The organism is Streptomyces sp. NPDC044704, assembly GCF_056433525.1.
In genome coordinates, this window is the sequence record NZ_JBWKGY010000004.1 from 420,069 (window position 1) to 432,287 (window position 12,219).

12 protein-coding genes are annotated in these 12,219 nt (G+C 73.0%); 5 read left to right on the forward strand and 7 right to left on the reverse strand.

Annotation, left to right across the window (positions count from 1 at the left end; translation table 11 throughout):
• Positions 1 to 126: 126 nt before the first annotated feature.
• Genes AC07B0_RS12780 through AC07B0_RS12790 form a run of 3 tightly spaced genes read left to right on the forward strand, consistent with a single transcriptional unit; the run spans position 127 to position 3,912 of the window.
• Positions 127 to 1,677, forward strand: a complete 1,551-nt coding sequence (locus tag AC07B0_RS12780; RefSeq protein WP_478897975.1) for a sugar ABC transporter ATP-binding protein — start codon at positions 127 to 129, stop codon at positions 1,675 to 1,677.
• Complete coding sequence (locus AC07B0_RS12785) at positions 1,674 to 2,723, forward strand: ABC transporter permease (protein WP_467299040.1); 1,050 nt, start codon at positions 1,674 to 1,676, stop codon at positions 2,721 to 2,723. The genes AC07B0_RS12780 and AC07B0_RS12785 overlap by 4 nt, the downstream gene beginning before the upstream one ends.
• A 34-nt stretch (positions 2,724 to 2,757) precedes the next feature.
• Positions 2,758 to 3,912: a substrate-binding domain-containing protein gene (locus AC07B0_RS12790; protein ID WP_478897977.1), complete on the forward strand. Its 1,155-nt coding sequence runs from the start codon at positions 2,758 to 2,760 to the stop codon at positions 3,910 to 3,912.
• Between the two features lie 288 nt (positions 3,913 to 4,200).
• Here the strand turns inward: AC07B0_RS12790 and AC07B0_RS12795 are convergent, their stop codons facing one another.
• The 4 genes from AC07B0_RS12795 to AC07B0_RS12810 all read right to left on the reverse strand — a co-directional run bounded on the left by AC07B0_RS12795 (position 4,201) and on the right by AC07B0_RS12810 (position 7,658).
• Positions 4,201 to 4,968 (reverse strand): YqjF family protein, encoded by a 768-nt coding sequence (locus AC07B0_RS12795; RefSeq protein ID WP_478897979.1) that lies wholly within the window; start codon positions 4,966 to 4,968, stop codon positions 4,201 to 4,203.
• A gap of 68 nt (positions 4,969 to 5,036) precedes the next feature.
• On the reverse strand, positions 5,037 to 5,699 hold the full coding sequence (locus tag AC07B0_RS12800; RefSeq protein ID WP_478897981.1) for a hypothetical protein: 663 nt from the start codon (positions 5,697 to 5,699) through the stop codon (positions 5,037 to 5,039).
• 150 nt (positions 5,700 to 5,849) lie between these two features.
• Positions 5,850 to 6,716 carry a DMT family transporter gene (locus AC07B0_RS12805; protein WP_356873005.1) on the reverse strand — a complete coding sequence of 289 codons (867 nt, stop codon included), beginning with the start codon at positions 6,714 to 6,716 and terminating at the stop codon, positions 5,850 to 5,852.
• Between the two features lie 141 nt (positions 6,717 to 6,857).
• The gene (locus AC07B0_RS12810) at positions 6,858 to 7,658 is read right to left on the reverse strand and encodes an alpha/beta fold hydrolase (RefSeq protein WP_469379731.1); all 801 of its coding nucleotides are present in this window, start codon (positions 7,656 to 7,658) and stop codon (positions 6,858 to 6,860) included.
• A gap of 201 nt (positions 7,659 to 7,859) precedes the next feature.
• On the opposite strand from AC07B0_RS12810, the gene AC07B0_RS12815 reads away from it, so the two are divergent.
• Positions 7,860 to 8,690, forward strand: a complete 831-nt coding sequence (locus tag AC07B0_RS12815) for a hypothetical protein (protein ID WP_469379729.1) — start codon at positions 7,860 to 7,862, stop codon at positions 8,688 to 8,690.
• A 6-nt stretch (positions 8,691 to 8,696) separates the two neighbouring features.
• Here the strand turns inward: AC07B0_RS12815 and AC07B0_RS12820 are convergent, their stop codons facing one another.
• Both AC07B0_RS12820 and AC07B0_RS12825 read right to left on the reverse strand, forming a co-directional pair.
• Positions 8,697 to 8,972 carry a hypothetical protein gene (locus AC07B0_RS12820; RefSeq protein WP_356873011.1) on the reverse strand — a complete coding sequence of 92 codons (276 nt, stop codon included), beginning with the start codon at positions 8,970 to 8,972 and terminating at the stop codon, positions 8,697 to 8,699.
• A 31-nt stretch (positions 8,973 to 9,003) separates the two neighbouring features.
• Complete coding sequence (locus tag AC07B0_RS12825; RefSeq protein ID WP_467299056.1) at positions 9,004 to 9,276, reverse strand: hypothetical protein; 273 nt, start codon at positions 9,274 to 9,276, stop codon at positions 9,004 to 9,006.
• Between the two features lie 437 nt (positions 9,277 to 9,713).
• Here AC07B0_RS12825 and AC07B0_RS12830 point away from each other — a divergent pair, with 437 nt between their 5' ends.
• Positions 9,714 to 10,436: a helix-turn-helix domain-containing protein gene (locus AC07B0_RS12830; RefSeq protein WP_478897983.1), complete on the forward strand. Its 723-nt coding sequence runs from the start codon at positions 9,714 to 9,716 to the stop codon at positions 10,434 to 10,436.
• An 86-nt stretch (positions 10,437 to 10,522) separates the two neighbouring features.
• On the opposite strand, the gene AC07B0_RS12835 is transcribed toward AC07B0_RS12830, so the two are convergent.
• Entirely contained in the window at positions 10,523 to 11,971 is a 1,449-nt protein-coding gene (locus tag AC07B0_RS12835) for a nucleobase:cation symporter-2 family protein (protein ID WP_469379726.1), read from the reverse strand.
• Between the last annotated feature and the right edge of the window lie 248 nt (positions 11,972 to 12,219).

Below are 12,219 nucleotides of genomic sequence, written 5' to 3' on the forward strand. Positions count from 1 at the left end.
CCGCCGTCACGAGCGACATGACCCGCCTGCCAAAACGAGGCGATATGCCGGGAATGCCCTGCGGGTTCCCCGTAGAATCCCGCATGCAGTCGGGAAGAACTCGGAGGCCGACCCCCGGAGAAGTCTGTGCATGACGCTCCCGACACCTCGATCACCCCGCGCTCCCCCTCCGGCGGCGAGCCCCTCGTCCGGATCCGCGGGCTCGGCAAGCGGTTCGGCGGCACGGTCGCCCTGGGCTCCGTCGACCTCGACGTCCGCCGGGGCAGCGTCCTCGCCCTGCTCGGCCCCAACGGAGCCGGGAAGTCCACCCTCATCAAGGTCCTCGCCGGAGTCCATCACTCCGACGAGGGCGAGGTGACCGTGGCCGGCCACCCCCTCGGGTCGCACGCCGCGACCCGGAGCATGTCCTTCATCCACCAGGACCTCGGCCTCGTCGAATGGATGACGGTGGCCGAGAACATCGCCCTGGGCACCGGCTACCCGCGCCGCTACGGCCTGATCTCCTGGCGGCGCACCCGCGAGCGCTGCGCGTACGCGCTGGGGCTCGTCGCCGGCCACCTCGACGCCGACGCCCGCATCGCCGACCTCGCCCCCGCCGAGCGGTCGCTGGTCGCCATCGCCCGCGCGCTGGCGGCCCGGGCCGAGCTGATCGTCCTCGACGAACCGACCGCCACCCTCCCCGCCGCGGACTGCGCCCGGCTGTTCGGCGTCCTGCACGCCCTGCGCGACCGGGGACACGGCATCCTCTACGTCAGCCACCGGCTCGACGAGGTGTACGAGGTCGCCGACGCGTTCGCCGTCCTGCGGGACGGGCGCCTGGTCGACCGGGGCGCACTGGCCGGCCACAGCCACGCCCGGCTGGTGCACGCCATCGTGGGCCGGGCCACGCCCCCGCACCGGCCCGCCACCCGGCCCGCCCCCGGCCCGCCGCTCCTGCGCCTCCACGGGCTGACGACCCGGTACGCCGACGGGGTCGACCTGGAGCTGCGGTCCGGCGAGATCCTCGGCATGGTGGGCCTGACCGGCGCCGGCCACACGGACCTGGGCCGCGCCCTGGCCGGCGCCCACCCGGTCCTCGGCGGGCGGGCCCTGCTCGACGGCCGTCCCTACCACCCCGCCACGGTCGCGGCCGCGCTCGCCTCCGGCGTCGGCTTCGTCGCGGGCAACCGTCAGGAAGAGGGCTGCGCCGCCGAACTGACCGTACGGGAGAACTTCCTCGCCAACCCGCGGGCGGCCGGCGCGCCGGCCCTCCACTGGCTCGGCCCGCGGCGCGAGCGCGCCGAGGCCACCGCCCTGATCGACCGGTTCTCGGTGCAGCCCCGCGACAGCGAGGTGCCGATCGCCGCGCTCTCCGGCGGCAACCAGCAGAAGGTCATGGTCGGCCGGTGGCTCCGGGGCGGTCTGCGCGTGCTCGTCCTCGAAGAGCCGACCGCGAGCGTGGACGTCGGCGCCAAGGCCACCCTCTACCGCCTGCTCGACGACGCACTGGCCGGCGGCCTCGCGGTGCTGCTCATCTCCACCGATTTCGAAGAGGTCGCGGGCGTGTGCCACCGCGCCCTGGTCTTCGTCCGCGGAACCGTGCGCGCCGAGCTGACGGGTACGGCCCTCACCGTCGCCGAACTCACCCGGACCGCCTCCGCCATGCCCCCCATCACCGGAGCTGCGACGAGCCGATGACCACCTTCCCCTCGCTCAGATCCGTGCGGGCGCGCCTCCGCGGGCACCTCATCGGCGGATACGGCCTCCTGGCCCTCGCCGTGCTGCTCTTCGCGGTGTTCTCCCTGGCCCTGCCGGGCACCTTCCCCACCCGGGACAACGTCGCCTCGATCCTCTCGAACCAGTCGATCCCCGCGCTCCTCGCGCTCGGCGCGACGATCCCCATCGCCACGGGCAAGTTCGACCTGTCCATCGGCTACGGTCTCGGCCTCGCCCACGTCCTGGTGATGCAGCTCGTCGTCAACGGGGGCTGGCCCTGGCCCCTCGCCTGCGGGGTGGTGGTGTGCGGAGGGGCGGTGGCCGGCGCCCTCAACGGGGTCATCGTCGAATTCGGGCGGATCAACTCGTTCATCGCCACCCTGGGCACCGGCAGCATCATGTACGCCTTCACCGGCTGGATCACCGACGGGGCGCGGATCGTCCCCGGCCCGGACGGCCTGCCCGCCCCGTTCACCGCCCTCTACGACTCCCGGTTCCTCGGGCTGCCGCTCCCCGCGTTCTACGTCCTGGCCGTCGCGGGCGTCCTGTGGCTGGTGCTGGACCGGCTGCCGGCCGGCCGGTACCTGTACGTCATCGGCTCCAACCCGCGCGCCGCGGACATGGTCGGCATCCCCACCCACCGGTACTGCGTGTACGCCTTCGCCGGATCGGGCCTGGTCGTCGGCTTCGCCGGGGTGCTGCTCGCCGCCCAGCAGCAGACCGGCAACCCGAGTGTCGGGCTGGACTACCTCCTGCCCGCGTTCGTCGGCGCCCTGCTCGGGTCGACGACGATCAAACCGGGCCGGGCCAACGCCCTCGGCACCCTCGTCGCCGTGGCCGTCCTCGCCATCGGCCTCGCCGGGATCGGCCAGCTCGGCGCCCAGTTCTGGGCGACGCCGCTGTTCAACGGCGCGACCCTGCTCATCGCCGTGGGCCTGGCCGGCTACTCCGCCCGCCGCCGGCTGCGCACCACGGCCGCCGCGCCCCGCCCGTCACCCGCCGGACCGGCGGAGAACCGCCGTCCCTGACCCCTTTCGTACGCGCACCCGCGTCAGGAGCACCGTGTACCCGAACCCCAAGACCAGCGTCGCGACCGCAGCCCTGCTGACGGCGGCAGCCGTCCTCGTGGCCGGCTGCGGCGGGGACGGCCCGTCGGCGGGCGGCGAGCCGTCGGGAGCCGGCTGCCCCGCCGCCCTCGCGCGGGCGCAGGCGGCCGTCCGGCAGGCCGAGAACACCGACGCCGCCTGGAGCGGCCCCACCAGCGGCCCGGCCGCCGTTCCGGACAAGACCCTCGTCTACGTCGCGCAGACCATGACCAACCCCGGGGTCGCGGGCGTCGCGAAGGGGTTCGAGGAGGCCGCGAAGGCCATCGGCTGGAAGGCGAGGGTGATCGACGGGGACGGCACCCCGGCGGGCATCCAGGCCGCGCTCAGCCAGGCCGTCACCCTCAAGCCCTCGGGCATCGTCATCGGCGGCTTCGATCCCAAGCTGACCTCCCAGCAGGTGGTGCGGGCCCGGGCGGCGGGCATCCCGCTCATCGGCTGGCACGCGGTGGGCACCCCCGGCCCGAGCGAGGACGCCGGTCTCCTCACCAACATCACCACGAAGGTGGAGGACGTGGCGAGGATCAGCGCGGACTGGATCATCGCCCAGTCGGGCGGGGACGCCGGAGCGGTCCTCTTCACCGACGACTCCATCCCGTTCGCCAGGAACAAGGCCGACCTGATCAAGAAGGAGCTCGCGACCTGCCCGGGCGTCGCGCTCCTGGCGTACGAGAACATCCCCATCCCGGACGCGAGCAGCCGCACGCCCCAGGAGGTCTCTTCCCTCCTGTCCCGCTTCCAGGGCAGGTGGACCCACTCCGTCGCCATCAACGACCTCTACTTCGCGGACGCCGCCCCCGCCCTGCGCGCGGCGGGCAAGCCGGGCTCCGGCCCGCCGCTCAACATCGGTGCGGGCGACGGCGACCCCTCCGCGTTCCAGCGCATCAACAGCGGGCAGTACCAGGCCGCCACCGTCCCCGAGCCGCTGTCCCAGCAGGGCTGGCAGATCGTCGACGACTTCAACCGCGCCTTCGCCGGCCGGCCCACCAGCGGCTACGTCGCCCCCGTCCACATCGCCACGGCCGGGAACAGCGGCGGCGCCACGTCGTGGGACCCGGCGGGCTACCGCGAGGCGTACCGGAAGATCTGGAGCGGGGAGCAGGTGCGCCCGTAGCGGGGTGCGGAGACCGGGGGCTCAGCGCTTCTTCCGCGCGGCCCACAGCCGGGTGAGACCGTAGGAGAGGAGCCAGGGAAGCACGGTCAGATCAGCGGACCCCGCTCCCCTCGCCGGTCCGCACCGGACCGGCCCTTCCCCCAGTGACACCCCGCAAGGTACCCGGGCCGCACCCGCCGATCACCGTCTCCCGCACGGCCGGGCCCACTTGAACCGGTTCCGTGACCCTCACATGACCACGCGCCATGTGATCGGGCATCCCGGGGCCCCGCGGGGAGCAGGTCCGCGTCACGGTGCGGCGCGGAGCGGGTCCGGGTGGTGGGGGGCGCGGGACGGGTGGCCGAGGCGGACCGGGACGCCGGGTGAGTACAGGACGCTGACCGGGGCGTCCTCGGGGGCGGGGAGGCCCGCCGCGGCGAGCAGGTCCTGCTCACAGGTGATCAGCTCGGCCCGGTACAGGGGCCAGCGCGGGTGGTCGTTCGCCAGGTATCCGACTCCGCCCGGGAACGCGTTGTGCATGCCCCACCGGGCGGTGAGGAAGTGCTCCAGGGCGGTCGGCTCCTCGATGCGTTCACCGGTGCGCACGACGATCCGGCTGTGCGCCCCGCGCGGGCCGGGCCAGCGCCGGCGGCTCGCGTAGGCGACGGTGTTCCCCTCGGTCCGCACGGCCATCCGCGACCACAGGTACGGCAGCCGGAACCCGAGGCGTCCCGCCAGCACCGGGACGAGCCGGGCCGCGTCCATGGAGCGGAAGACGACCCCGCGCCGTCCCTGTTCGTCGACCGAGTACAGCCGTACGTTGGTTTCCGGGAAGGATCCGAGGTACGGGATCCCGGGCAGCCGGAGCAGCCCCACGTCGTGCATCCGGAAGGCGACCAGCCCCACGTGGCTGACGCCGTCGTGGACGTCGGGGGCGGTCCCCCGCGGCAGGAGCCCCGCGACGACGTCCGGTTCCACGGCCCAGTGGATGAAGGTGAGGTCGAGCCACTGCTGGGTGAACAGGGGCCTGCGCAGGGCGGCCGGGGCGTCGGGCGTGACGGAGGCAGGTGTCTGCACGCCACCAGGATGGCAGAGGCCCCGGAGCCGGGGAATCCCGAGGGGTCGCCGGCTGGGCGAGGCTCCGGTCACCAGGGGCTGCGGACCTTGACCGGGAGTCCGCGCACGCGTTGCCGCTCCACGGGCCGCAGCCGCGCGAGCAGGTCTTCGCCCACGACGCCGTCGCGCCGCCAGACGCGGCACAGGGCGTCCAGGGCCGCTCCGGCGAGGCGCGGCTCCTCCCCCGTCGCGGCGTCCACCAACGCCACGGTCACCGGGCGGGTGGAGAAGCGGGCCAGCTCGTGGACCACCCTGATCCTCTCCTCCAGGGGGACGTCCGGGTCACCGACCGAGCGGACGGCCTCGGCGGTGGCGAGGGAGTCCGCTCGGGGCAGGACCGCCATGACGAACACCACCTGCGCGCACAGCACGATCAGGTACTGGAGCGGGGCCATCAGGCCCAGCGGCAGCAGCGGGGCCAGCGGGAGGAGCACCAGCCAGCCGCCGCGGATCCGTGCCGCGCCGCCCGTGGGCGGCTCGAACCGCCGTTCACACAGCAGTACGAGGACGAGGAAGGTGGCGAGCGTGAGCAGGGGAACCGCCAAGAGACCCACCAGCATCCCCTCCCCCAGCTGCCGCGCTGACGGTCCGTCCCCCAGGACGGGCAGCACGGAGGCCGCGGCCGTCCAGCCCACCGCGGCGGTCGCGAGGTGGCGCAGCAGGCTGACGATCAGCCAACGGCCTGTGGTCATGGGCGCGTTCCTCTCCCATCGGAGCTCTGCGGTCACGTCATTGAACGCGTTCAAGATAACAGGCGGCCGGCGAGAGGGGCAGAGTGCGGGGGCAGTACGTAACAGGGGCCGCCGTCGGCGGAGTTGCCGATGAAGCCCGTCCCGCGCCGCTCACGTCGCCCCCGGCTCGGCCCCCGCTTCGGCCCGGGCCAGGGTGAACACCCCGGCGCAGATCAGGGCGAGGCCCAGCGCCTGGGGGACCAGCCACCAGTGCCCCCGCAGGTGTTCCTCGTACAGCAGCACGCCCAGTGCGACGCTCACGCCCGCGTCTCCGAGGGTCAGCGCGGGCTGCGAGGCGACGAGCGGGCCGCCCTGCATGGCGTGTTCGAGGAGCAGCAGGGCGCAGACCCCGGTCGCGGCGAAGGCGTACGTCTCCCAGGCCGTCAGGAACGCGCCGAGCCCGCCCTCGTCGAGTACGTGCATGGCCGACTTCATCAGGGCGGCGGTGAGCGCGTACGAGACGGCGGTGGCCGCGCCGAGGCAGCCGGCCCGCATCCGGCCGGGTGTCCGCCTCAGTCCCGCCACGGCCAGCAGGGTGACGGCCACCGCGCACGCGGCCAGGGCCAGTACCCAGCGGTCGGTCGGGACGTGCGTGCGGTTGCCCGCCGGCGAGGCGGCCACCAGGACGATCCCGAGGCCGGCCACCACCGCCGCCACGGCGAGCCACGTCGCGCCCGGCAGCCGGCTGCGCGCCACGAGCGAGGCGATCAGCAGCGCGAGCGGCAGTTCCAGTACGAACAGGGGCTGTACGAGGGCCAGCGCGCCCGTTGCCAGCGCCACGGCCTGACCGACGCCGGCCGCGATCACCGCCAGGATCCCGCCGATCCACAGCGGCCGCCGCAGCAGGTCCAGGACGAGCCCGAAGCGGAAACCGTCGCTCTGCGGCACGGTGAGCGCCGCCCGCCGCTGGAGCACCGTCGCGAGGGCGTTGCTGAGCGCCGCGAACAACGCGAAGAGGACCGGCAGTACGAAGCCCATCCCCCGATCCTCACCGCCCCCGCCCCGGCTCCCCGCAGCGACACCGCACGGGACGCGCCCGGCGCCGCCCGTTCCCCCGTCCGGGCCCACGGGCACACCGCCGGCCCGGGTTCCCCGCCGCTGCCGGTGACCGGCGGGGCGTCAGGTCAGCGCTTCCAGGAACTCCGTCAGCAAGCGGTGCAGGACGTCGGGCTGTTCCAGGTGTACGTCGTGTCCCGTCCCGGGGACGCTCACGGCCAGCGTGTCCGGCCGCCGGCGGAGCATGTCGTCGGCTTCCCGGGGAGGGATGATGCCGCTCTGCCCCAGGACGGCCAGGGTCGGGCACCCGACGGTCGCCCACTCGTTCCAGAACGGGCCCCTGGCGTTCTCGGCCAGCGAGTCGACCATGACGTCGCGGTCGAAACGGGGCCACCACCCGCCGTCCCGTTCCTCCAGTCCGGACGCCCAGCCCTCGCCGACCCGGCCGCCGCCGAGGAACAGGACGGCCGCCTCGCGCGAGGGGAACGGCAGGGGCCAGGAATCGAGCCAACCACCGATCATCGCGGGGACGTCCGGACCCGATCCTCCCGGTCCGGCCTCGACGAGGACGAGGCCGCGGATCAGCCCGGGGTGCGCGGCCGCGGTGAGCATGGCGGTGTTGCCGCCCATGGACTGGCCGACCAGCACGGGCCGGGACAGCCCGAGCTCTTCGAGTACGGTGACGACGTCGGCGACGTACGCGGCGCGCGAGAGGTCGCGCGGGCGTCGTTCGCTGGCACCGTGACCACGCTGGTCGAGGGCGACGACGCGGAAATCAGGGCTCAACCGGCTTGCCGTGGCGTCCCATTCGCCCGCGTGCCCGGCAAGACCGTGCAACAGGACGACGGCCGGCCCGGGCCCACCCCAGTCCCGGCAGGAGAGACGGACGCCTTCGCGCACCACCACGCGTTCGGACCAGGTCATGTGTGCTGCCCTTTCGAGAGTCGGTGGCCGCGGCCGGAGGAACCGGGGATCAGGGTACGGCGAGGCCGGCGGGCCGGATCCGGGCTGGTGGGAGGCACGGAGGGAGGGCTGGGAACCCGGCCGAAACCGTTAGGGTGTTCGACGTTCGTCGTGACGCACACATGTCACACGAAGCACGCGCACCACACTCGGGGGAAGCAAGTGAGCAGGCTCAGCACGCCGTTCGGCGACGGCACCACGCACATCGGCTCGGTGAACGGCGCCTTCCAGGCCGCCATGGGAGAGGGCCGCGGCGACCTCGACGACCGCGTGGACGACCGGGTGATCACCCGGATGCGGGTCGGGCGTACGGTGATCGGCACGATCGCGGCGCTCTGGCTGATCGTGGCCTACCCGCTGAGCAGCGGCCGGCAGGATTTCGTACTCGGCAAGCTCGCCGAACTCGGCCTCTCCTGCGCCGTCCTCATGACCGGGACCGTCATCGGCATCGCCGCGTTCCTGATCGCGAGCACCCCCTACCGGCGCCGCGCCTACACCCGGCGACTCGGCGAGCCGGCCCTGGCGTTCCTCGCCCTCGCCGCCGGTCCCACAGCGGTCTGGCTGTCCGTCACCAGCCTCAAGGGCGAACTGATCACCGGTGACGACCTGTTGTCGTTCTTCGCCTCGATCTTCGGCCGCGGCATCATTGCCCACATCCTCAGCCTGCTGTTCCTGGTGATCGGCTGGCTCCTGTCGGTCGCCCTGGTGATCGTCTCGATCCCGTACACGCTCGTCGCGGCGTACGTCTGCGTCACCACCTGCTTCCGCGCCTCGACCGTCCACCCACTGCTCCCGGCGCTGCTCTCGCCGCTGCTGGTGTGGTCGCTGTTCGCGTTCCAGCTGTTCAGCGGCCCCGACATCGCCGCGCCTCCGGAGGTGCTCTACACCTTCCTCCTGGGCGGCCCGCTGTCGGTGACCGCCCTGTCGGTGTGGGAGGTGCGCCGCCTGCGCACCCTGCACGGGATCACCCTGCGCACCGCGATGGGCCGCTGAGACGGCCTAACGCGGCTCGTGGGCCGCGGCCCGGCAGGCGCCGTTCGCGGCGCCGCCCGGCACGCCGGCCTGGGTCAGTCCGTCCACACAGCCCCGGAGGTCCGCCGACACTCCGCGCTGGCAGGCCGCGCTGACGGCTTCGGTGACTTCGACACCCGCCTGCCGGGCCATGTTCACGCAGGCGGGGATGTCGGCGTGCGCGGCGGGCGCGACGAGGGCGGCGCCGCCGAGCGTGAGCGTGAGACCGGCGAGGACACCGGCGGCACGGATCGACGTGCGCATGGGACGCACCTGCTCTCCCGGTCGGGGACGGCTAGTTGGGGGCGACCCGGCAGGCGCTCACCGCGGTGCCGTTGGTCACGCCGCCCGCGGTCAGGCCGGACACGCACTGCGCGTGGTCGCCGGTCAGCCCGACGTAACACGCCATCCGGATGGAGTCCGGGGCCTCTCCGCCCTGTAGCTCCCGCTCGACCTGGTTGATGCAGGCCGTGACGTCCGCGTGGGCGGCCGGGGCGATGAAGGCCACACCGCCCAGGGCCAGGGTCAGGCCGCTGAGGACACTTGCGATACGGGTCGACGTGCGCATGGAACGCACCTGCTCTCCGGGATCGTCGCGCGGCCCGGAACCTGGTCGTGCCGGATCCGCGAAGGAACGGCGCCGAGCGCACGCGGCCGACTGTGGCCACGGGCCCCGGGCTCGCGCTCCGGGCCGGCTCGGCAGGGCCTCCCCTCCCTCCTTACGACGCTAGAACAGCCCGCTTGCGCACGCACCCGGTGGGGCCGGAGCACCGGAGCCGCACACCCTCGCCGCCGACATTCCGCTTGTTCACACCGCCCGACGAGGCGAGCTTTCGGTAATGGCAAACTCCCGGCTGCAACCCAGATAGAGCCTTTAAAATCAAGGCCACTTGCCGGATACACCCTGGGGAACATCTGTTAGTGTGCCCGCGCTTGGTGTTCATCCATCATTCCGTTTACCTTCCGGCGCGGTGCGTCCGAAGGGTTTTGCGAGGTGTCTCGTACGTGTACAGCACTCCGTTCTCCCCCACAGAGGCCAGGTCCGCCCGCGCCCGCATGGGCCTGACCGTGTCTCAGGTGGCCGACGCCATGGCGGTCTGCGGGACCCCGGTCCATCCCGAGTGGGTCATGGCCTGGGAGCAGGGCTCCCACGTGCCCTCCGACGAGCACCTGTTCGCGCTCGCCGACGTCCTGTGGTGCGACCCGGTGACCCTCATGGGCACCGAGCCGCGCACCCTCGCCGAGTTCCGGCTGGCCCGCCGGCTCGGCGTGGAGCGGCTCTCGTACCGTCTGGGCATGGACCCGGACGACTACCGTGCGGCGGAGTCGGCGCGGGAGTGGCACGGGGATGCCCGGCAGACCAGGGTGCTGGTGGAGGCCCTCGGACTGTCCCTCCGGAAGCTGATCGGCATCATGGGGCGCGTCGACGAGCTGGAGGAGCACCTGCGCACGGCCATCGCGGGCCGGTGGAAGGCGCACGTCGACGCGGTGGTGGACATCGCGGCGGTGGACGCGACGAGCGTGGGGGACGCGCTGCGCACGATGCACGCGGAGTTCTCCGGTTTCTCCGAGCGGTACATGGGACACCTGGTCGCCCGCAACGACGACGCGCGCCTCAAGGAGATAGCGGCCGAGCGCGCCGCCTACCTCCGCCGTCTCGTCGACCACTTCTGGGAGTTGGTGGGCAAGCAGGGCGAGGCGCCCCCGTACCCCGCGGCGGGGGTCTGACGGGGGTGGGGGGCGCGGCGCCCGCGCGGGCCGGGGAGGGCTGCCGCAGCCCTCCCCGGCCCGTCACCGACGGGGCGTCACGGCGTTCAGTGGGCGGTCGCGCCGAGGCCCGGGGCGGGTGGGCCGCTGTCGCCGTCCTCGATGTCGTCCCAGTCGATCTCCATGGTGCTGCGGCTGGTGAAGACGTTGAAGAGCAGGTTCAGCGAGATGGCCGTCAGCGCCCCGAGCGTGATGCCGCTGTCGAGTACGGCCCGTACGTCTTCCGGCATCCGGTCGAAGAACGGCGTCACCGTGCTCGGGAGCAGGGCCGCGCCGAGACTGACGGCCAGGATCAGGGTGTTGCGCTCCTCCCGCAGGTCGGCCTTCCCCAGGATCTGGACGCCGACCGCGGCGACGATGCCGAACATGGACACCGCCGCCCCGCCCAGCACCGGGTGGGGTACCGAGGCGACGAGGCTGCCGGCCTTCGGCAGCAGTCCGAGTACGACCATGAACAGGCCTGCCGCGACGACCACGTAGCGGCTCATGACCCTGGACATGCGGACGAGGCCGATGTTCTCCGCGAACGCCACGTACGGGAACGAGTTGAGGACGCCGCCGAGCACGGTGGCCGCGCCGTCGGCGCGCAGGGCCCGCGCGACGGTGTCGGCGTCGACCTTCTTGCGGGTGATCTCCCCGATCGCGTAGACGTCGCCGGTGGTCTCCACCATGGTGATCAGCATGACGACGAGCATCGCGGTGATCGGGAGCAGTTCGAAGCGCGGCATGCCGTAGTGGAAGGGCGTGGTGACCCCGAACCAGTCGGCCCGGCCCACGGCTGCGAGGTCGACGTCCCCGCACATCCAGGCGACCGTCGTGCCGGCCACGAGCCCGAGCAGGACGGCGAGGCTGCTGAGCAGCGGCTTGCCGACCCGGGCGAGGAGGAGGACGAAGAGCAGGGTGCCCGCGGCGTAGGCGAGGTTCTTCGGGGATCCGTAGGCGGGGGTGCCGATGAGGTGGGCGCCGCCGGCCGCGTCCTGGAGGGCCACCGGTATGAGGGTGATGCCGATGATGGTGAGGATGGTGCCGATGACGACCGGCGGGAAGTACTTCACCAGCTTGCTGAACAGCGGCGCGAACGCGAACGTGGCCAGGCCCGCCGTGATCACGGCCCCGTAGACGACCAGGAGCCCCGCGGTGCCGCCGCCCGCGCCGACGCCGATGGCGATCATGGGTGACACGGCGGTGAAGGTGACGCCCTGGACCAGGGGCAGGCGGGCGCCGATCTTGCCGACGCCGAGGGCCTGGACGATCGAGGCCACCCCGCAGGTCAGGAGGTCGGCGTTGATGAGGTGGACGAGTTCCTGGCGGCTGAGGCCGAGGGCGTTGCCGAGCAGGACCGGGACGATGACGGCCGCGGCGTAGAACGCGAGCACGTGCTGGAAGCCGTAGAGGGCCAGTTTCGGTATCGGGAGCAGTTCGTCGACGGGGTGCGTCGGGCCCGTGGCGGACCTTCGGGCGGACTTCCGGGAGGTGTTTCTGGGCGCTGTTGCCATCTCTGCCTTGCCTTCGCGAGGTAGGTGAATGAGAAGACCGCCGCCCTCCAGCCCCGGGTGACGGGGCGAGGGCAGGCCGGCTCGCAGTGGGCCGACGCCGGGCGGTGTTCCGGCAGTGCGTCGCTCTGCTTGCATACACGTCCTGGAGTGGCAGGACTTCCTTCGATCGGCGCAGCGGATCCGTCTTTGATGAGCGGATTCGAAGGGATCTCGACCGGAGGGCGCTCACCATAGCCAATGGCCCGGTT